Raw genomic sequence first — 19,216 nt, forward strand, 5'->3', positions numbered from 1 at the left:
GAGCGGCCTCTCTGCGCGGACCTTGCCGGGCGCAGCGTCGCTCGACAGCTCGGCCCGTTCCGCGTCCCGCTTGCCGGCTGGTTGCGGCCTTGGCGGCCGTGCCGTCCTACACCTTGCGCACCGTCCCGACTCGACGCGCTGTCTTGTCGTGTCGTGTCGCGTAGCTCTGCCCGCGCCTCGCGCCTCGTGCCCGCGCCTCGTCGCGCCTCGTGCCTCGCGCCCGCGCCCCGCGCCCCGTGCCCCATGCCCGCGCCCGTGCCCCGCGGCCCCACCCCATGCCCCGTGCCCGCGCCCCGTGCCCGCGCCCCGTGCCCGCGCCCGCGCTGCATCACTCCGGGGACGCCCACGCCGCCCTGCAACGGCCCCGGCCCTATGCCGCCTCGCAAGTCCCTAGCGTCCTGACCGCGACGACACTGCGGCACAACGGGGAGGTCCGCCGGGGTGAAGCTCAGGGCGGAGTTGACCTCTGCGGCTCTAAGGGCGCTCACGGACGACGTGCCGTACCCGGAGGCGCCTGGCGAGGCCGAGATGCCGGCAGCGGCCCGCTGAGAGGGCGCGCGAGGCACCCGGTTGCCGCCCCGGGAACTACTTGTGGGCCAGATGACTCCTTGGCGCGGCCGTTTCACGTGAAACGCCGCCACCTAGAGTCGGAGATCGACTCGGCTTCCTGGAAATTGGGGTGTCCCGCTGCCAGTGACACCCCGATTTCCAGGAACCCGTGTGGATCAAGCTGGCGCTCGACCATCCGCCTCACCGGGAGGCAGCTCGTGCCGCAGGGAGTCCGTCATCGAGGGCTTCTGCTCTGCGCCGACCGGCACCGGTCCGCGCAGAGCACGTAGCCAGAGGCTCACGTACCTGGACGAGGTCACCGTCGCCACAAAGAGCCACGGGTGTGCCGGCCCAGCCGGGTGGCGGGGCACATGGATTAGCGACAGGCCGACCTGTGGACGGCAACCCGTCGACCCGGCCGGCCTTGACGGCAGAGCTGAGCGCGACTCGGCACCCCTTCAGCGGCTTGGCGTGACCGCCATCCACCACTCCACAGAAACGTCATCTGCGCCGGCTCGCCACAGCCCGATCGCAACGACCGAGCGGCGGAAAAGTTATCCACACCCTTTGTCCACAGGCACCCCCCGTTTCACGTGAAACACCGCGTGGACGTGGGTGCTGGCCTGTGGATGACGGCCTGTGTTCGTCGTCTCGGCAGCCTGTGGATATCGCTTCGGAGGGGTGTCGGCGACGCATCCGCCGATCGACGCGAGGTACTGATCTGGAGGTTCCGGAACGATCAAACAGGTAGGGACATGGGTGCCAGACTCGGTTAGGGTCAGCGTCGTGCACGACACCCCTCCCTCAGTCCCGGACTTCACCCAGTGGCCCTCGTTTCCCTTCGAGGGTGACCTCCGTGTGAAGCAGCTCGACGACCCGGTCCCGGTCGAACCGCCACGCAAGGGCGAGGGCCTCCGGGAATGCACCGCCTGCAACGCTCCCGACGACGCGTACATCTGGGTGGGAGAGCGCTGGCGGGTACGCGCCATGGATCGCCCCACCGGTCTGCCCATGGTGCTCATCCTGGAATCGCGGACCCACCTCGATCTAGGTGATCTACCGAACCTGCTCGCCGCCGAACTCGGCGTGATGACAGTTCGCCTGGAACGCGCCATCCGGTCGCTGGACGGGGTGGCGCGGGTGCACGTCAACCGTTGGGGCGACGGCTCCGCTCACCTGCACATGTGGTTCCTGGCTCGCCCGTACGGTCGGCTGCAGCTGCGGGGAACCTTCCTGTCGCTGTGGGATTCGATCCTGCCGCCGATCTCCGAAGATCAGTGGCGGGAAAACCTGGCGCTCGTCGCCGCCTGGCTCGCTGAGTTCGGCGGTCGGCCGCTGGCGGAGCCGCCACGCATCCAGTGGCAGGCGCCATCGAGTCTGCTTGCCCAGTCCGAAGCTGCGCACGCCGCTGCGGCCCAAGAGGAGGCCGTCTCGGTGATCGAGGCGGCAGAGGAGATCCCCGAGCCGGCAGTCGAGGACAGCTCGAACGCCGACCTTACCGACGGCGATGGGGAGGACGGGGCACCCTCCGTCACCGCTCCGGCCGCGATCGACATCGAGCCGCCACCCGCGTCCACTGTCACCGCCGACCACTCGGCCGGCGAGCAAGTAACCGGCCCAGCCGAGCGAGTGGTCCGCCCAGCCGAGCAAGCAGCCGGTCCAGCCGCGCACGCACTCCGCCCAACCGAGCAAGTAACCGGCCCAGCAGGCGAACAAAACGTCGAGAAGAACGCCGGGCAGGACGCCGAGTCAGCACCCGGTCCCGGCCCGGGAGCCACGCCCGCGACCACTTGAGCCCCACCCGCGACCGCACGAACCACGCCGCGACCACTTGAACCACGCCCGCGACCGTGCCAGACGCCGCCGCCCCGACAACGACACCTCACTTGACGTACGACCCGCCCGCTGATCATCGACCTGTCAGGCGGGCGTCGGCACCACACCCGTACACCCTCACGGGCAGCTCGGCAGCTCGGCAGTTCGTCGTTCGCGATACCCGCATCGGTCCGGGTGGCCGGGTACGTAGCCGCGCTACTTGGCGGCCATCGCCCTCGCCAAGCTCACCGCTGCTCACCCTGGACCGGGTCCGCCACGTGCCGTGTCGCGGGTCAGGTCGCGCGCTGGGCAGCGGTGCGGGTCACCATCGAGCCGAGGAGTCGACCGAAGTCCAGACCGGCGGCCTGGACGGCGAGCGGCAGCAGTGACGTCTCCGTCATGCCGGGCGAGACGTTGACCTCCAGCACGTGTGGCTGGCCGGCGGCGTCCACGATCACGTCGACCCGGGACAGGTCCCGTAGGCCGAGCGCGGTGTGCGCGGCGAGGGCCACGTCGGCCACCGCGGCGGCCACCTCCGGCTCCAGGCGGGCCGGGGCGTGCCAGGTGGTCCGTCCGGCGGTGTAACGGGCGGCGTAGTCGTAGACACCGTTACGCGGCACGATCTCGACCGGCGGCAGCGCCTGCGGCCCGTCACCCAGATCGACAACGGAAACCGCCACGTCCTTGCCGGCCACGTACCGTTCGACGAGCGCCGTCGAGTGGTACGCGAAGCAACCGACCATCGCGGCCGGGAGTGACGCGGCGTCCCGGACCACGGCGGCGCCCAGACCCGACCCGCCCTGCGCCGGCTTGACCATCAGAGGCAGGCCCAACCGGTCGACGATGCGGTCCAGGACGGCGACCGCGCCCAACTCGGAGAAGCGGTCGTGCGGCAGTGCCACCCAGTCGGGGGTGGGGATGCCGGCTTCGCGGAGCACCGTCTTGGCGGAGGGCTTGTCCCAGGCGAGTCGGGAGGCGCGGGCGTCGCAGCCGACGTACGGGATGCCGCACAGGTCGAGCACTCCCCGCAGGGAGCCGTCTTCGCCGCTCGCCCCGTGCAGGGCGATCACGACGGCGTCCGGTGGGTCGGCGGCGAGGGCGGGCAGGAGCGCCACGTCGGCGTCCCGCAGCTCGGCCTCGACCCCGACGGCACGCAGGGCGTCGATCACCCGGCGGCCGGAGCGCAGTGAAACGTCACGTTCGTAGGAGAGGCCCCCGGCGAGTACGAGCACCCGCAGGTCGGCCGCGACAGCGGAGTTGGTCACGGCGAGGCGCTCGACAGCGGTCGTACCCATTGCGGCATCATGCCAAGTCGGGCCCCGGCACGTCGGAGCCGGGCCGGCCACGACGGCCCGCAGTGCCGCTTACTGCGCCGAAGACGCGTCGCGTCGCGATCTCCTGCTCCATGACGCCGGCGAGGCGGCGGACGCCCTCACGGATGCGCTCCGGCGGCGGGAAGCTGAAGTTGAGCCGCATGGCGTCGGTGCCCGTGCCGTCGGCGTAGAAGCCGGTGCCGGGCACGTAGGCGACCCGCGCGGCGATCGCGCGCGGCATCATGGCCTTCGAGTCGAGCCCGTCGGGCAGGCTGGTCCAGACGAAGAGGCCGCCGGCCGGCGTCGTCCAGCTCGTGCCCTCGGGCATCAGGTCGGCAAGCGCGTCGAGCAGGGCGTCCCGGCGCTCGCGGTAGACCTCGCGGTAGACCTTCAGCTGCTCCCGCCACGGCATCGTGCTCAGGTAGGTGGCGACGGCGGCCTGGGCGTAGCCGCTGGGACAGAGGATCTGCGCCTCACTGGCGATGACCAGCTTGTCGCGGACCGCGTGCGGGGCCAGGATCCAGCCGACCCGCAGCCCTGGGGCGAAGGTCTTGGAGAACGTACTGAGGTAGAAGACACCGTCGCGGCGGCGGGCCCGCAGGGGCGCGGGCGCCTCACCTTCGAAACCCAGTTGGCCGTACGGGTCGTCCTCGATGACGAGCAGGCCGGCCCGTTCGCAGATGTCGAGGACGCGTTCCCGGCGCTCCTCGCTGAGCGTCACGCCTGTCGGGTTCTGGTAGGTGGGGATGGTGTAGAGGAACTTCACCCGCCGGCCGGCGCGGGCCAGGTCGGCGATGGCTGTCTCCAGGGCCTCGGGGATCAGCCCGTCGGCGTCCATCGGCACGTGCGCCACCTGCGCCTGCGCGGCCTGGAAGACCCCGAGCGCGCCCACGTACGTGGGGCCTTCGGCGAGCACCACGTCACCGGGGTCGAGGAAGAGCCGGGCCACCAGGTCGAGAGCCTGCTGCCCGCCAACGGTGACCACCACGTCCTCGGGTGAGGCGCCACACGCGGCGTCGATCCCGGAGAGGGACATCACCTCGCAGATCCGCTCGCGCAGCTCGAGGGTGCCCTGGCCGATGCCGTACTGGAGGGTGGTCACGCCGTGCTCGGAGCCGAGCCGGCCCAGCATCTCGCCCACGGCGTCGAGGGGCAGCGCGGCGATGTAGGGAGCGCCACCGGCGAGTGAGACGACCTCCGGCCGGCTGGCCACTGCGAAGAGTGCTCGGATCTCCGAGGCGGTCATGCCGCGTACACGCCGGGCGTACCGGTCGGTGTAGTCGTCGAGCGTCGTGCCGGTCATGACCTCACCTCGATCGCTGCTCGGGTGGCTCCCGCCCCGGGTACCCCGCCCACTCGTGACCATGGGGGCTGGAGGCACCGATTGTCGATCGTAGCCCGCCTGGGCCCGCATGTCGGCCTGCAGTGACGGACCGACCACATCCCGGACGCCCGCTGCCGTCCCCCGGGGCGGTGGGTATCTGCGCGTCCCCTCCCGTACGGTCGATCAGCGGCGTACGATCGCTCGTCGGGGGCAGGAAGGCGGCGCTGTCGTTCCGTGCCGGTCTCACCACCGAGCCTATTGTGGGGATGCGCCATATGTCGCGACGTCTGGTCAGCCTGACCCTCGACACGCTTGAAGATCTTCCTCGTCCCTGCCGGCAGTGCGTCTACTGGGAGCTGGATCCGGTCTCCGCCGACCGGGCCTGCGCCGCCGGTGACCCCGGCTTGGAGAAGGAGGCGTGGGTCTCCCAGACGCTGCTTGAGTGGGGTTCCTGCGGCAAGCTCGCGTACGTCGACGGCATGCCTGCGGGTTTCGTGATGTACGCGCCGCCCGCCTACGTACCCCGCTCGATGGCCTTCCCGACCTCTCCGGTCTCGGCCGACGCGGCGCTTCTGATGACCGCCAACGTGGTCGCCTCGTTCTCCGGCGGCGGGTTGGGCCGGATGCTCGTGCAGGGTGTCGCACGGGATCTGACCAAGCGGGGGATCAAGGCGATCGAGGCGTTCGGCGATGCCAAGTTCGGTGACGCGGACGACCCGGCCGGTGGTTGCGTGGCGCCGGCCGATTTCTTCCTGTCGGTCGGCTTCAAGACCGTACGTCCGCATCCCCGCTTCCCCCGCCTGCGGCTTGAGCTGCGTACCGCGCTGAGCTGGAAGTCCGACGTCGAGTACGCGCTGGAGAAGCTCCTCGGCTCGATGAGCCCGGAAACCCTGCTGCGTCCGGTTCGACCGGCACCGGCCACCCGCTCCACCGCCGGCAACTGAGGGGTCAGTCGACGACGGTGCCGGCGGTGACCACCGCCCGCAGTTCGCTGACGTCGATCGAGCCGGTCGGCACGTCCCGTTCGATCGGGAAGTACATGCGCTGCACCGCGGCCACGATCGCCTCTACCACCCGGTCCCGGAAACGGGGGTCGACGAGCCGGGCGCGGTCCGTCGGCGAGGTGAGGTAGCCGACCTCCACCCGTACCGCAGGCATTCGCGTGAGCCGCAGCAGGTCCCACGTCTTGGCGTGGGTGCGGCAGTCCCGCAGCCCCGTCCGGGCGACGATCTCCCGCTGCACCAGCCCGGCCAGCCGCTCGCCGGTCGACGAGGTGACCCCGTTGTCGGTGCCGTAGTGGTAGGTCGCCACTCCTTCCGCCTCCGGGTTGGCGTGCCCGTCCAGGTGCAGCGACACGAACACGTCGGCGCCGAGCGAGTTGGCGAGCATCGCCCGCTCGGTGTCCGGCAGGCACTTGTCAGGCGCGGGACCTCGGGTGAGCTGCACCCGTACACCGGATGCGGCTAACCGTCCCTCCAGCCGACTCGCCAGGTCGTGGACCAGATCCGCCTCCGTCCAGCGCAGCGGGCCGTCCGGCACCACCATGCCCGGGTCGGTGCCGCCGTGCCCGGGGTCGATGACCACCGTCTTGCCGACGAGCGCCGGCCCGGACTGGCGGATCGCGTCGGACTCGCGGAGCCACTGCGGGCGCCCGCCGACGACCTTGCGGCCGATCCGGCGCAGGGCGTTCATCGTGTGCGGGCCGCAGGAGCCGTCGGGGGTGAGCCCGACCTCCCGCTGGAACTGCGCCACGGCGCGGGAGGTCCGGATGCCGTAGATGGCGTCGGCGCGGCCGACGTCGTACCCCATCTCCAGCAGCCGTTCCTGGAGCGAGCGGACGTCCTCGCCGGTGAGCGGGTCGGGCACCGCGTGGTAGAGGGTGCGGGCGCCGAGCCGCCACCGTGCGGCTTCGAGGGCACCCCAGGTCTCCGTGCCGACCCGGCCGTCGACGCTGAGCCCACGGGACTGCTGGAATGCCCGCACCGCGCGCTCGGCGTCGAGGTCGAACTCGTCGGTCTGCGGACCGGCGGCGAGCAGGTCGAGACCATGCAGGATGGTACGGATCTCCGTGACCGCTGGTCCCCGGTCACCGGGTCGGATCGGACGCACGCTCGACCCCCTCTGCAGGAAGCTGGCTGGCCGGGCGGCCCAGGCTTGAGGTTATGCGTTCCGGGGCGGCAAGGTGGCTCGGGCCGGAAAAACGTGGGCCGCGAAGACAGCGAACCCCGCACCCAACGATCGGGTACGGGGTTCGGTGGCTTTTCTACTGGTCAGAGGGCCGATTCGATGAGCCGAACCAGCTCGCCCTTCGGCTTGGCGCCAGCGATCGACTGCACGGGCTGGCCGTTCTTGAAGACGGTGAGCGTCGGCACGGACATGACCCGGTAGGCGCGTGCCGTCTCCGGGTTCTCGTCGATGTTGAGCTTGACGATGCTGACCCGGTCGCCCATCTCGCCGGCGATCTCCTCGAGCAGCGGCGACACCTTGCGGCACGGACCGCACCACTCGGCCCAGAAGTCCACCAGAACCGGCTTGTCTGCCTGCAACACGTCAGCGACGAAGCTCTTGTCGGTGACCGCCTTGGTATTTCCCACTATGCCCTCCTCCGGGATGTATTTCCTGTTTCAGCTGAGCGTCGCGATGAACCGCTCGGCGTCGAGCGCGGCGGCACAGCCGGTGCCGGCCGCGGTGATCGCCTGACGGTAGGTGTGGTCGACCAGGTCGCCTGCGGCGAAGACGCCGGGCACGCTCGTCCGGGTGCTTGGCGCCTGGACCTTCACGTACCCCTCGTCGTCCATCTCGACCTGGCCCCGGAAGAGTTCACTGCGGGGGTCGTGACCGATGGCCACGAAGACGCCGGTGACGTCCAGCACCTTGGTCTCGCCGGTGTGCACGTTGCGGACCCGTACGCCGGTGACCTTGCCGTCGGCGCCCAGGATCTCCTCGACGGTGCTGTTCCACTCGACCTTGATCTTCTCGTTGCCCAGCGCCCGGTCCGCCATGATCTTGCTGGCCCGGAACGAGTCGCGCCGGTGGATGATCGTGACCGAGTCGGCGAAGCGCGTGAGGAAGCTGGCCTCCTCCATCGCCGAGTCACCACCGCCGACGACAACGATGTGCTGGTTGCGGAAGAAGAACCCGTCGCAGGTGGCACACGAGGAGACGCCGTGGCCGAGGTATTCCTGTTCGCCCGGCACGCCCAGCGGACGCCAGGCCGAACCGGTGGAGAGGATCACCGCGCGGGCCCGGTAGGCGGTTTCGCCTACCCAGACGGTGCTCACGGCGCCAGCGCCGGCATCGCCGGTGTCCGCCAGCTCGACGCGGGTCACGTCGTCGGTGAGGAACTCGGCACCGAAGCGCTCGGCCTGCTTACGCATGTTGTCCATCAGCTCGGGGCCGAGGATGCCGTCGGCGAACCCGGGGAAGTTCTCCACCTCGGTGGTGGTCATCAGCGCGCCGCCGGACTGCACGCCCTCGATGATCAGCGGCTTCAGGTTGGCGCGGGCCGCGTAGACCGCCGCCGTGTAGCCGGCCGGGCCGGAGCCGATGATGATCAGGTTGCGGACCTCGTCCACTGCCGTCTCCCGAGTTGTGTGTGTTCGGCGTCGGCGCGCGCACCGATGCTGATCCAAGTGCCGACGGGTGGCGCGTGCCGGCAACTGACTTCCAGAACGTCATCGTACGAAGTGGGGATTCCCGAGCCGGGCATCCGGTGGGTCAGGTCACGTGGACGGTTATCGCACCGATGACCGCGGATTCACCCTACCCGCGCTGAATACCTGCCGTCCGAGCCGGACCCGGGGACGCCGCACTCCGGGCCGCTCACCCAGGCCCAGCGGGCACCGGCAGTGTCGGTGAACCGGATGACCAGCGCCTGCTCGCCCTGGAACTTGGCGTAGTCGAGCACCTCGACCACCAGCGGAGCCGACCCGTGTTCGGCCGCCACGTCCGCCAGGCAGGCCGTGAGCGCGGCCTGGTCGGTGAGCCGGGCCAGCTGGTCCGTGCCGTCCGGAGCGGGCCGGCGCCCTTCCTCGGCGTCCACACCTGGCTGCGCGCCGGGCCCCCCGGAGGGCTCCTTGAACGGACGGGCGGTCACGGCGCTGCCCGTGGACTGTCCGAGGGTCTGCGGGGTGTAGTCGGTGCCGCTGCGCAGCGGCGGCCCGGTGGTGCGCGCCGCCCCGGCCCCCGCCGCGGCTTCGGGCGCGCTGGCAGGGCGGTCCATGGCGCTGGTGTCGGCGGTGTCGCCGCCGTTCCCCGACAGCTGGGTGAGACCCAGTCCGACCGCGACGACGGCGACCGCCGCGACGGCCACCGGAGCGGCACCTCGGACCCACCGCCGCTGTCGACGCTGTCGACGCCCCGGCCCGGTGGGAGTGCTCCGCCCCGGCTCGGCCGGCGCGGAGCCGGCGGGCCGGCGACCGCCCTGCGCCGGCAGAAGCACCGGCGTCGCGGAGCCGGCAGCGGGCTCCGGCGTGCTTGTGGGGTGCTCGATCTCGTACGGCAGGGGACCTGCCGCCGCCAGCGCCGCGGTGAGTCGATCGGCGACGGCTGGCGGCATCTCCGGGGCTGGCTCGGCCCACCGGGCCAGGTCCGCGTGGACCTGCGTGATCGCGGGCGCCAGCAGCGCGTACGCCTGTGCCCAGGCCGGGTCCGCGGCCACCAGTCGGGCGACCTCCGCCTCCTGCGGAGTGCCGTCCAACGCCCCGCCGAGGTAGTCGGCGAGCAGGTCGTTGTCGACCTCCCTGAACCCCTCGGTCGTCACGAATCCTCCTGGTTGGCGTCCCGCCGGTACCGGCCCGACCCCGATCCGACGCCCTCGGACGGGCGTGGGTTCCCCGCCGTGACGCCCGGCACGTCCGTGTTCGGGTCTGCCGAAGTCCGAGGCACCGTCGACGCGGCCGGTCGGAGATGCCCGAGCAGCACCGCCAGGCGCGCCCGACCGCGAGCGCACCGGCTCTTCACAGTCCCCTCGGCGACACCGAGGATGCGGGCGACCTCCGCCACGGGGTAGCCCTGCACGTCGACGAGCACCAGCGCGGCGCGCTGCTCGACGGGCAGCGCGGCGAGCGCCTCGCGGACGACCAGCGCGGTGTCGTGATCGTGTGCCGGTGCGGCCGGCTCGACGCCGCCGGTGCCCGACCCGTCCACGGACCTGATGCCGTCGGGCAGTGGCACTGTGGGGTGCGCCTGTCGGCGTCGGATCCGGTCCAGGCACGCGTTCACGACGATCCGGTGCAGCCAGGTCGTGACGGCGGAGTCGCCACGGAAACGCGCGGCGGCACGGTGGGCCGACAGCAGGGCGTCCTGAAGAGCGTCGGCGGCCTCCTCGCGGTCGCCGATCGTCCGCAGAGCCACCGCCCAGAGACGGTCGCGGTGCCTGTGGAACAGTTCGGCGAAGGCGTCCCGGTCGCCTGCGACATGGGCGCGCAGCAGCTCAAGGTCCGTCGCCGCGTCGCGCCCGTCCATCACCACCGCCGGCGGAGACGGTACCGGGCTCGTGCTGCCCGGCTCACGAACCCTGGACCGTAATCTCCTGCACCCCGAGTCGGAAACCGTCCTCATCGCCGCTGGGCGGCAACTCGGTGAACCAGAGCAGCAGGTAGCGGTACTTTTCGTCGGCGTTGAAGCCGTTGAACGTCATCGTGGTGCCGTCGTGTTCCTTCAACACACCGATCTCGGTCTTGTAGTTCGCCACCATCTGCTTGTCACCGTTGGAGCTGGAGGGGTAGCCGGCGGTGCCGGCGAGCAGTTGGGCGGTGGCGCCTCGACCGGAGAGCACGGCCTGCACCGACTTCACAGTGTGCGGCGAGCCCAGGTCCAGCCAGACACCCATGCCGGACTTCAGGTTGCCGTACGTGGCGTTCGGGTAGCGGTCGGTCTCCCAACCCTTGTCGTTGTCGCCGTCGATGATCTTGTCAGCGCCGCCGAGCTCGTCCCGCTTGGTGCTGTCCGGGTCGACGATCCGGATGCCCTGTACGGCGAGGTTGCGTACGGTGGCGGCGGCCGGGGTGGCGTCACCTGCCGGCGCGCTCGCGGAGGGCGTGGCACCGGCGGTGTTCTGCGGATCCTCGTCCTTGTCGCCGAGCGCGCTGATGCCGATGAGCAGACCCACAAGGGCGACCGCCAGCAGGCCGGCGATGCCGATGGCCACCTTGCGACCACCCGCAGCGGCCAGCGGGGACGGCTCTTCCCCGGTGTCGGCGGCGAACCGCAACGGCCCGCTGGTGTCGAGGTAGTGCTCGTCCTCGGCAGGTACGTCCAGTCGGGCCAACTCGGCGGCGAGCACATCGGACGAGGGCGGGGCGATCTCGGCGTCGAGAAGATCCATCGTCAGGTCGTCCAGGTACGCGGGCACTCCGGCCCGGACCTGGCGGGGGGCCGCGATCGTGCCGGCGGCGTCCCGGACGGCGTCGGAGATGGCGGCACGGCCATGGCCTGCTGTCGCGCCGCGCAGCGGTGCCTCGGCGTGCGGCCAGTGACCGGTCAGGGCGAAGTAGAGGACGCCGCCGACCGCCCGGATGTCGCTCTCCTGGCTGTCGTCGCCGTCGGTGCGCGCGTCGGCAAGGACCACGCGACCCTCGTCGCTGATCATGACGGTGCCGGGGTGCACGTTTCCGTGCACCATCCCGGTGGCGTGCACGGCGGCGAGCGCGCTGGCGACGGCGTTGCCGATGGCTGTGGCGCGGGCCGGGTCCAGAGGGCCCTCGGCCGCGAGGTCACGCAGCGACTGCCCGTCGACCCACTCCCGGACCACGTACGCCCGGTCGGCCTCGTCGATGGCGTCGTACACGCCGACAAGGTTGGGGTGGATGACCCGGCTGGCCGCGACGGCGGCCTGGAGCATTTCGGTGGCGGAGTCGCCACCCGGGTAGCGGAGCACCACCGCGACGGGGCGGCGCAGGATGACGTCGACCCCGCGCCAGACCAGCCGACCCGCGCTGTCGTTGTTGATGTGCTCGACGAGTTCGTACCGCTCGGCGAGGATCTCACCGGCCGTGGGAGCACCGAAGGTCATTACCGGCGGAGCGCTCTCGTCCGCCTCCTGACCTTCGCCGACCTGGGTCACCCGTCCTCCCTCGGTGATCGTGTCGATCGATGGACCCGCACTGCTGGGCATGTGGCTTCCCGCTCTGCCGTCGAAGGAACCGGCCGACCGGTGTCGACGCCCAGCGTCGGCGCCGCCGCACCCGTCGAGAGCGACCTTACCCGGGTTGCCCGTCTCTCCGACATGTCATCTTCCCGCCGTACCCAGCGGGGTGCCGGGAGTCGGAGAAGTAGTCCGGTTACGACCGTTGTCAGCCACGTTGCTGGCACATGTACTAACCAATCTACGGCTTCACCGCAAGTGATCGACGGTGGGGCCAGGCCCGGTCGGCGCGTCCCGCAGGGGGTCGGGTTCCCCCCGATCGGGCGACCACGCTCATCCGTACGGTTGGTTATCCACAGGACTATCTGGTTGCTGGCCGGCGAATCGCGGAGTTATCCACAGGTGCATCCCCAGGCTGGTGATCCGCAGTCACGGTCGGTATGTCACCAACTTGTTGTGATCGTCGGCTGACCTTCAGCGACCGAGGCGGCGGCGGACCATGCCGACCACCTCGGTGATCTCCCCGATCCGCAGCACCATCGCCAACCCGAGGTACGTCCCGCCGATCACCGCGCCGCCGACAACGAGCTGGACGATCGCCTCCAGGCGGGTCGGCGTGTCATCACCGGGCAGCAGCTTGACCACCAGCAGGCCGACAAGTGCCGAACCGAGTGCCGCCGCCGCGACCCGGCCGCCGGTCCGCATGATCTCGCCGAGACCGATCCGACCGACGCGCGGCCGGAGCAGCCACGCCGAGCCGATCGCGGCAGCCAGATACGAGATCGCGTTACCGATCATCATTCCGGCCCCGGCGAAGCTCGCCGAGAAGGCCACGAAGAGCACGATCTGCACCCCGATCCGGAGCGCCACGATCGGAATGTTGATCAGAGCCGGGGTCCGGGTGTCGGGCAGCGCGTAGAACGCGAAGGTGAAGAGCTGGCTCACAGCGAACGGAACCAGCGCCAGCGCCGCGGCGAGCAGCACGATCGAGGTGGCGGTGGCGTTGTCCTCGTTGAACGCGCCGAACCGGAACAGCGTGAACGCGATAGGCGTGGCCAGGACGGCGTAGCAGACCGCGATCGGGGCCAGCACAGCGGTGACAGTGCGGGTGCCCCGGGAGAGGTCGGCCGCGAGATCGGCGTACCGGCCGTCGGCGGCCGCCGCGCTCATCCGGGGCATCAGCGCGGTGATGATCGAGACGGCGATGATGCCGTGTGCCGTCATCAGCAGGAGGAAGACGTTGTTGTAGATCAGCGGGCCGGCCGCGTTCTCCTTGCCGGCCCGGTTCAGCAGGTTGAACAGCACGATCAGGCCGATCTGGCTCACCGCGACGTAGCAGATCATCCACGCGCCGAGCCGGCCCAGCTCGCGCAGCCCGAGCGCACGGAAGTCGAAGCGCAGCTTCCAGCGGAAACCGACCTTGCGCAGCGCCGGCAGCAGACCCGCCGCCTGGATGGCGACGCCGAGCAGGGTGCCACCGCCGATCAGCAGCACCCGGCCGGTGGTCATGTCCCCCGGCTGGACGATCTCCGCACCGAACACGGCGATGTAGAGGCCTGCGGTGCCGATCACCACCAGGTTGTTGAGGATCGGCGCCCACATCGGGGCGGCGAAGTGCCCCCGGGTGTTGAGCACCGCGCTGATCAACGCGCTCAGCCCCGAGAAGAAGATCATCGGCAGCATGAGGCGGGCCAGCGCCGTGACCAGCTGCGAATAGTCGCCCGTCGACTCGCCGCTGCCGTAGAGCCAGGTCAGCGGCGAGGCCAACGCGACAGCGAGCACGGCGGCCACGCCGAGGGCGAGCACCGCGAGGGTCAACAGCCTCTGCGCGTACGCCTGGCCGCCGTCGGCGTCGGACTTGCGGCGGCGTACCAGCACCGGAATCAGCACGCTCGTGAGAACGCCGCCGAGCAGGAACTCGTAGACCATCCCGGGCAGGATCTGCGCGGTCGTGTACGCGTCGCCGACCAGCGCGCCACCGAGCGCCGCCGCGATGACGAGGTTGCGCAGGAAGCCCGTACCCCGACTCACCAGGCTGCCGATTGCCATCACCGCGCTGTTTGTCGCGGCGCTCGCCTCGGCCACCTGCTCCTGCGGCGGGGCTGTCGATTCCATGGCCGGCTGGTTCAGCGGCTCGGCGGAGATGAAGGTGGCGCCGTCGTGCGGGCGCCCACCGGCTCCGGGCCCGCCGTCGCGCGCGGCGTTCGCGCTGCGGTAGAGCCCGCCGCTCATCTCCAGCCTCCCAGGGGTACGTCGAGCCGGGCACCGACCCGCACGCCACAGACCTTAGTCAACCCCCGCCCATTACCCGCGCCCGGCGGATCGGATCGCACGTCGGCCCGATAGTCTGGCGATCCCATGTCCGAAGCCTCCGCTCCCCACACCGCTGACCGCCGCGAACTCACCGCCGCGCAGCGCAACGCCGTCGCCGAACTGCTGCGGGTCTCCCCGGTCGCCGACGAGTTGGGCCGCCGGTTCGTCCGCGCCGGTCACGAGCTGCACCTGGTGGGCGGTTCGGTGCGGGACGCCCTGCTCGGGCGGCTCGGCGACGACCTGGACTTCTGCACGGACGCGCACCCCGACGAGACGCTGCGGATCATCAAGGGCTGGGCCGAGTCGATCTGGGAGACCGGCCGGGAATTCGGCACCATCGGCGCCCAGCGCGGCGGCCTCCGGCTGGAGATCACCACCTTCCGCGCCGAGTCGTACGACCAGGTCAGCCGCAACCCGGTGGTGGTCTACGGCACGAGCCTCGACGAGGATCTGCGGCGGCGTGACTTCACCATCAACGCGATGGCTGTCAGCCTGCCGGAGCACCGGTTCACCGACCCGCACGGCGGGCTTGGCGATCTCGCGGCCAAGGTGATCCGTACTCCCAGCACCCCGCGCGAGTCGTTCGGCGACGATCCGCTGCGGATGCTGCGGGCAGCCCGGTTCGCCGCCCAGCTGGGCTTCGCCGTACATCCGGACGCGTACGTGGCGATGACCGAGATGGCCGCCGACCTGGACCGGATCACCGCCGAGCGGATCCGTGACGAGTTCACAAAGCTGCTCTGCGGCGTCGACCCGATCGCTGGGCTGCGGCTGCTTGTCGACACCGGGCTTGCCGAGCGGTTCCTGCCGGAGCTGACCGGTCTGAAGCTGGAGATCGACGAGCACGCCCAGCACAAGGACGTCTACGAGCACACGCTGACTGTCGTCGAGAACGCGGTCTCGTTCGAGGAGGAGGGCTGCGACTTCATCCTGCGGATGGCCGCCCTCATGCACGACGTGGGCAAGCCGGCGACCAAGGCGGTCGGGTCCGACGGCCGGGTCAGCTTCCACCATCACGAGGTGGTCGGCGCCCGGCTGACAAAGGCCCGGATGAAGGCGATGCGCTACCCCAAGGAGATCACCGCGAAGGTGACCGCGCTTGTCGCGCTGCACCTGCGCTTCTACGGGTACGGGCGCGGCGAGTGGACCGACTCGGCGGTGCGCCGCTACGTGGCGGACGCCGGTGACCTGCTGCCTCGGCTGCACAAGCTGACCCGCTCGGACTGCACCACCCGCAACCGCCGCAAGGCTGCCCAGCTCGCCGCCGACTACGACGCGCTGGAGGACCGGATCGGCCGGATCGCCGCCGAGGAGGACCTGGCCCGGGTCCGCCCCGACCTGGACGGCAACGCGATCATGGAGTTGCTCGGCGTACCGCCGGGGCCGGTGGTCGGTAGGGCCTGGAAGCACCTCAAGGAACAGCGCCTGGAGCACGGCCCGCTGGACCGCGACGCCGCCGAGGCGGAGTTGCTGCGTTGGGCCCGCGCCGAAGGCCTGATCAACTAGCCGGCTCTCGCCGCCCTACCGCGCAGGAAGACCTTGGAGGGAAGCCGCCCCTCCGGGGGCAGTTTCCTTCCAAGATCTCTCAGGTACGCAGGCGGGCGCCGCCCCCGAACCAGGAGCGGCGCCCGTCGGCGTACGTCGTCAGCGGGTCTCGACGGCCGACCCGTCCACCGCTGCGGAGCCCTTGCCGGCTGCGGTGCCGTTGGCGACAGCGCTGGACGCCGAGCCGAGCCGCGCCAGCAGGCCAGGCAGGTCGATGCCGGTCAGGTCGCTGCCGAGCTGAAGACCCTGCGCCACGTTTCCGGCCACCGACTTCGTCAGCGACGACGCGCCGTCGGTGGAGATGACTGTCATCTTGTCGATCGCACTGATCGGGGCGCTGGCCGCCTCGACCACCTGCGGAAGCACCTTGACCAGCAGGTCCAGCACCGCCGCCTCGCCGTACGCCGCGAACGCCTCGGCCTTGCGCGCCATCGCGTCCGCCTCGGCCTGCCCACGGGCCAGGATGGCCGCGGCCTCGGCCGTACCCTCCCGCTCGACCGCCTCGGCGATCGCGGTACGTCGCCGCTGCTCTGCCTCACCTTCCTTGGCGCCCTCGATCGCGTTGGCCTCGGCCAGCGCGGCCCGGCGGGCCCGCTCACCTTCACCGGTGAGCCGGGCCTGCTCGGCGGATGCCTGCGCGGCGGCGATTACCGCCTGCCGCTGCGCGTCCGCATTGAACACCGCCGCGTTGCGGGCCGCCTCGGCCTCCTGCTCCACCTTGTACCGGGCGGCGTCGGCCGGCTTGCGCACCTCGGTGTCCAGTTGACGCTGCTTGAGTTCGGCGTTGCGCTCGGCCACCTTCTGCTGCTCGGTGAGGATTGCCTGGTCCCGTTCCGCCTGGGCGAGCGGCCCGGACGCCGCCGACTTCGCCTTCGCCGCGTCGATCTCCGCCTGGATGCCAGCCTGCTTCAGCGCCAGGTTCCGGTTCGCCTCGGCGATGGCCTCCTCGGCGAGCAGCCGCTCCTGCTCGGCCTGCTGCCGCGCCCGCGCCTCGGCGATCGCCGCGTCCTTGAGCACCCGGGCCGCCTCCGGCCGACCCAGGTCCTGCAGGTACGAGCCCTCGGCCAGGATGTCCTGAAGCTGGAAGGTGTCCAGCACCAGCCCCTGGTTGGTCATCGAGTGCTCGGCCTCCTCGGCCACCGCGTTGGCGAACGCCGCCCGGTCCCGGATGACCTCCTCGACGGTGAGCCGGCCGACGATCGACCGCAGCGCGCCGGCCAGCACCTCCCGGGTGAAGTTGTCGATCTCGTCCTGCTGGTGCAGGAACCGCTGTGCCGCCGCCCGGATCGCGTCCTCGGTCCCGCCTACCTTGACGATCGCCACGCCGTTCAGGTCGGCGCGGATGCCCTGCTTGCTCACCGCGCCCCGGATGCCGACGTCGATCCGCCGGCTGGACAGGTCGAGCGACTGGAGCTTCTGCACCACCGGCAGCACGAACACCGAGGCACCCAGCACGACCTTCTGCCCGGAGTTGTCGGTGGACCGGCCACCGTCGGCGGTCTGGGTGGTGCGGCCCTTACGGCCGGTGACGATGAACGCTTCGTTCGGCCCAGCCACCTTGATCCGGGAGAGGACGAAGAACACCAGGACGAGAACGAGAAGAACGGCACCGCCAACGGCGATCAGCAAGGGCATGAAGAAGTCCTGTCTTCGAGGAGGAGTCAGTAGGTCTCGACGTGCACGCTGGTCTCGCTGAGCGCCTGCACGACGAAGACCTGGGCGCCGACCGGGATCGGCTGGTCGGCGCGGGCGTTGAGTTTGACCGGCTGGCCGGCGACGCGTACGCGGACCTCGCCGTACCCGTCGACCGGCACCGGAGTCACCACCAGGCCGAGCGCGCCGACCATGTCGTTGCGGGTGGGAGTGGGGTCGGTGCGCATGTTGCGCGCCGCTCGACTCAGCCGGGACGCCAGCCACGCGGTGGGCACGGCGGCGACCAGGCCTGCGGCCGCCGCGCCAGCGATCATGCCCGGTGTACGTGCACCGAGCAGTTCGTTGGCGATGGCCCCGCCGAACCCGAACGCGCCGGCGAAGCCCGCCACCGCCTCGGTCGAGGCCGGCCCATCCACGTCAGCGTGCCCGAAATGCCACAGTTCGGTGCCGAGCAGGGCGAGCACCAGCACCCCGACACCTGCCGCGCCGATGAGGAGAAAGATGAGCGTCCCGGTGGCCACGACCTGCACAGTATCGATGGTGTGCAAGGTCGACTCTGGTCCGGGACGAGGTCAGCCGGAGACGGGGGGACAATGGGCGGATGCGCTGGACCGTGCTCGACTCTCCGATCGGCGAGTTCTCCGTGGCCACCGACGGCACGAGCGTGTGCGGCACGCACTTCGGCCGGGTCGACGCTGCGGCCGACGAGCCCGCCGACGCGGTGTCCCGGCAGGCTGTCGCCGAGTTGCGGGCGTACTTCGCCGGTGAGCTGACCGCCTTCACCGTCCCGGTGACGGTTCCGCGTGGCTCGGAGTTCGAGCGGGCGGTGTGGCGGGAGATGACAGACATTCCGTACGGCGAGACGTCGACGTACGGCGACGTGGCGCGTCTGGTCGGCGATCCCGGGGCGGCACGGGCGGTCGGGGTCGCCTGCAACCGCAACCCGGTCCCGGTGATCGTGCCGTGTCACCGGATCGTCGGCGCCGGCGGCAAGCTTGTCGGTTTCGGTGGTGGCCTGCCCCGCAAGGTCAAGCTGCTGGAGTTGGAGGCCGGCGTCGCGCTGCGACACACCTGGGCTATTGGCTGACGCTCACCGAACAAGGGCTATACAGCTTCGGTATGGCCTTCACGCTGACCCTCCAGCCCGAAGTCGAACAGCGCCTCAAGGAGCTTGCCGAGGCCGAGCAGCGTTCGATGCACAAGACTGTGGAAGTGGCGATCCAGGCATACCTGGACCGTCAAGACCGCGACGACTGGACCCGCCAGGCGACTCGGAAGGTGTTCGCTGAGGACGCCACGTTGTTCGAAATGCTTGGCGATCGGTGACCCAGGCTTGGCCGGACGCCGAAGATCTACGGACCCTTCTCGCGGAGTGGACCGGGCCGGAGAGCCGAGTACGTGACGCGGGGATCCTCGTCGCGGCGGCGCGCTGGTCAGTGGCGAGGTCGATTCCGTCCACGAGTTGGCGCTGAGGCTTTCGCCGTACCTGGAGATGTCGAGCTGAACGCGTCGAGGGCCGGGTCCGTGCGGACCCCGCCCGCCACCGTGCTGTGTGTCAGCCGGCTGTGTCTTATAAACAAAACGCACGGGATAGTCAAATTTCGCTGCCGACCAATG

16 protein-coding genes are annotated in these 19,216 nt (G+C 70.7%); 5 read left to right on the forward strand and 11 right to left on the reverse strand.

The genetic code is table 11. The annotated features are described in order from the left end of the window. Window positions 1-1,560 precede the first annotated feature (1,560 nt). Window positions 1,561-2,343, forward strand: coding sequence for a hypothetical protein (locus tag ACPXB1_RS07580; protein ID WP_425735024.1), 783 nt, complete (start codon window positions 1,561-1,563; stop codon window positions 2,341-2,343). Window positions 2,344-2,657: 314 nt separating this feature from the next. On the opposite strand, the gene ACPXB1_RS07585 is transcribed toward ACPXB1_RS07580, so the two are convergent. After that, window positions 2,658-3,659, reverse strand: coding sequence for a D-alanine--D-alanine ligase family protein (locus tag ACPXB1_RS07585; RefSeq protein ID WP_355587455.1), 1,002 nt, complete (start codon window positions 3,657-3,659; stop codon window positions 2,658-2,660). A 7-nt stretch (window positions 3,660-3,666) separates the two neighbouring features. Beyond that, window positions 3,667-4,980, reverse strand: coding sequence for a PLP-dependent aminotransferase family protein (locus tag ACPXB1_RS07590; RefSeq protein WP_355587453.1), 1,314 nt, complete (start codon window positions 4,978-4,980; stop codon window positions 3,667-3,669). A 296-nt stretch (window positions 4,981-5,276) separates the two neighbouring features. Between ACPXB1_RS07590 and ACPXB1_RS07595 the strand changes: the two genes are divergently transcribed. Next, window positions 5,277-5,945 (forward strand): GNAT family N-acetyltransferase, encoded by a 669-nt coding sequence (locus tag ACPXB1_RS07595; protein ID WP_355587450.1) that lies wholly within the window; start codon window positions 5,277-5,279, stop codon window positions 5,943-5,945. A 4-nt stretch (window positions 5,946-5,949) separates the two neighbouring features. Here ACPXB1_RS07595 and ACPXB1_RS07600 read toward each other — a convergent pair whose 3' ends face one another. The 7 genes from ACPXB1_RS07600 to murJ all read right to left on the reverse strand — a co-directional run bounded on the left by ACPXB1_RS07600 (window position 5,950) and on the right by murJ (window position 14,320). Beyond that, on the reverse strand, window positions 5,950-7,110 hold the full coding sequence (locus ACPXB1_RS07600) for an N-acetylmuramoyl-L-alanine amidase (protein ID WP_355587448.1): 1,161 nt from the start codon (window positions 7,108-7,110) through the stop codon (window positions 5,950-5,952). A gap of 161 nt (window positions 7,111-7,271) precedes the next feature. Then, window positions 7,272-7,595, reverse strand: a complete 324-nt coding sequence (gene trxA / locus ACPXB1_RS07605; RefSeq protein ID WP_053651673.1) for a thioredoxin — start codon at window positions 7,593-7,595, stop codon at window positions 7,272-7,274. Between the two features lie 30 nt (window positions 7,596-7,625). Continuing rightward, window positions 7,626-8,576 carry a thioredoxin-disulfide reductase gene (gene trxB / locus ACPXB1_RS07610; protein ID WP_355587446.1) on the reverse strand — a complete coding sequence of 317 codons (951 nt, stop codon included), beginning with the start codon at window positions 8,574-8,576 and terminating at the stop codon, window positions 7,626-7,628. Between the two features lie 182 nt (window positions 8,577-8,758). Beyond that, window positions 8,759-9,763 carry a hypothetical protein gene (locus tag ACPXB1_RS07615; RefSeq protein ID WP_355629284.1) on the reverse strand — a complete coding sequence of 335 codons (1,005 nt, stop codon included), beginning with the start codon at window positions 9,761-9,763 and terminating at the stop codon, window positions 8,759-8,761. Continuing rightward, window positions 9,760-10,467: an RNA polymerase sigma factor SigM gene (gene sigM / locus ACPXB1_RS07620; protein WP_355629345.1), complete on the reverse strand. Its 708-nt coding sequence runs from the start codon at window positions 10,465-10,467 to the stop codon at window positions 9,760-9,762. The genes ACPXB1_RS07615 and sigM overlap by 4 nt, the downstream gene beginning before the upstream one ends. A 43-nt stretch (window positions 10,468-10,510) precedes the next feature. Then, the gene (locus tag ACPXB1_RS07625) at window positions 10,511-12,118 is read right to left on the reverse strand and encodes a protein kinase family protein (RefSeq protein WP_355587442.1); all 1,608 of its coding nucleotides are present in this window, start codon (window positions 12,116-12,118) and stop codon (window positions 10,511-10,513) included. 444 nt (window positions 12,119-12,562) lie between these two features. After that, a complete protein-coding gene (gene murJ / locus ACPXB1_RS07630) occupies window positions 12,563-14,320 on the reverse strand; it encodes a murein biosynthesis integral membrane protein MurJ (RefSeq protein ID WP_355629287.1) in 1,758 nt (585 codons plus the stop codon). A 126-nt stretch (window positions 14,321-14,446) separates the two neighbouring features. Between murJ and ACPXB1_RS07635 the strand changes: the two genes are divergently transcribed. Further along, on the forward strand, window positions 14,447-15,907 hold the full coding sequence (locus ACPXB1_RS07635) for a CCA tRNA nucleotidyltransferase (RefSeq protein WP_355587437.1): 1,461 nt from the start codon (window positions 14,447-14,449) through the stop codon (window positions 15,905-15,907). A 138-nt stretch (window positions 15,908-16,045) separates the two neighbouring features. On the opposite strand, the gene ACPXB1_RS07640 is transcribed toward ACPXB1_RS07635, so the two are convergent. Both ACPXB1_RS07640 and ACPXB1_RS07645 read right to left on the reverse strand, forming a co-directional pair. Then, window positions 16,046-17,581 (reverse strand): flotillin family protein, encoded by a 1,536-nt coding sequence (locus ACPXB1_RS07640; RefSeq protein ID WP_355629290.1) that lies wholly within the window; start codon window positions 17,579-17,581, stop codon window positions 16,046-16,048. Window positions 17,582-17,607: 26 nt separating this feature from the next. Next, window positions 17,608-18,129: a hypothetical protein gene (locus ACPXB1_RS07645; protein ID WP_355629292.1), complete on the reverse strand. Its 522-nt coding sequence runs from the start codon at window positions 18,127-18,129 to the stop codon at window positions 17,608-17,610. A gap of 71 nt (window positions 18,130-18,200) precedes the next feature. Here ACPXB1_RS07645 and ACPXB1_RS07650 point away from each other — a divergent pair, with 71 nt between their 5' ends. Both ACPXB1_RS07650 and ACPXB1_RS07655 read left to right on the forward strand, forming a co-directional pair. Beyond that, window positions 18,201-18,686: a methylated-DNA--[protein]-cysteine S-methyltransferase gene (locus ACPXB1_RS07650; RefSeq protein ID WP_355629294.1), complete on the forward strand. Its 486-nt coding sequence runs from the start codon at window positions 18,201-18,203 to the stop codon at window positions 18,684-18,686. Window positions 18,687-18,718: 32 nt separating this feature from the next. After that, complete coding sequence (locus ACPXB1_RS07655) at window positions 18,719-18,925, forward strand: ribbon-helix-helix protein, CopG family (protein ID WP_425734981.1); 207 nt, start codon at window positions 18,719-18,721, stop codon at window positions 18,923-18,925. Window positions 18,926-19,216: the final 291 nt, after the last annotated feature.

Origin of the sequence: Micromonospora sp. DT68 (assembly GCF_049847245.1) — a bacterium.
Classification (GTDB): Bacteria; Actinomycetota; Actinomycetes; order Mycobacteriales; family Micromonosporaceae; genus Micromonospora; species Micromonospora profundi.

Bases quoted from the DNA above. Each gene is read 5' to 3' on its own strand.
- ACPXB1_RS07580 (WP_425735024.1), top strand. From the start codon at position 1,561: ATGGTGCTCATCCTGGAATCGCGGACCCACCTCGATCTAGGTGATCTA.
- ACPXB1_RS07585 (WP_355587455.1), bottom strand. From the start codon at position 3,659: ATGGGTACGACCGCTGTCGAGCGCCTCGCCGTGACCAACTCCGCTGTC.
- ACPXB1_RS07590 (WP_355587453.1), bottom strand. From the start codon at position 4,980: ATGACCGGCACGACGCTCGACGACTACACCGACCGGTACGCCCGGCGT.
- ACPXB1_RS07595 (WP_355587450.1), top strand. From the start codon at position 5,277: ATGTCGCGACGTCTGGTCAGCCTGACCCTCGACACGCTTGAAGATCTT.
- sigM (WP_355629345.1), bottom strand. From the start codon at position 10,467: ATGGACGGGCGCGACGCGGCGACGGACCTTGAGCTGCTGCGCGCCCAT.
- ACPXB1_RS07625 (WP_355587442.1), bottom strand. From the start codon at position 12,118: ATGCCCAGCAGTGCGGGTCCATCGATCGACACGATCACCGAGGGAGGA.
- murJ (WP_355629287.1), bottom strand. From the start codon at position 14,320: ATGAGCGGCGGGCTCTACCGCAGCGCGAACGCCGCGCGCGACGGCGGG.
- ACPXB1_RS07635 (WP_355587437.1), top strand. From the start codon at position 14,447: ATGTCCGAAGCCTCCGCTCCCCACACCGCTGACCGCCGCGAACTCACC.
- ACPXB1_RS07640 (WP_355629290.1), bottom strand. From the start codon at position 17,581: ATGCCCTTGCTGATCGCCGTTGGCGGTGCCGTTCTTCTCGTTCTCGTC.
- ACPXB1_RS07650 (WP_355629294.1), top strand. From the start codon at position 18,201: ATGCGCTGGACCGTGCTCGACTCTCCGATCGGCGAGTTCTCCGTGGCC.
- ACPXB1_RS07655 (WP_425734981.1), top strand. From the start codon at position 18,719: ATGGCCTTCACGCTGACCCTCCAGCCCGAAGTCGAACAGCGCCTCAAG.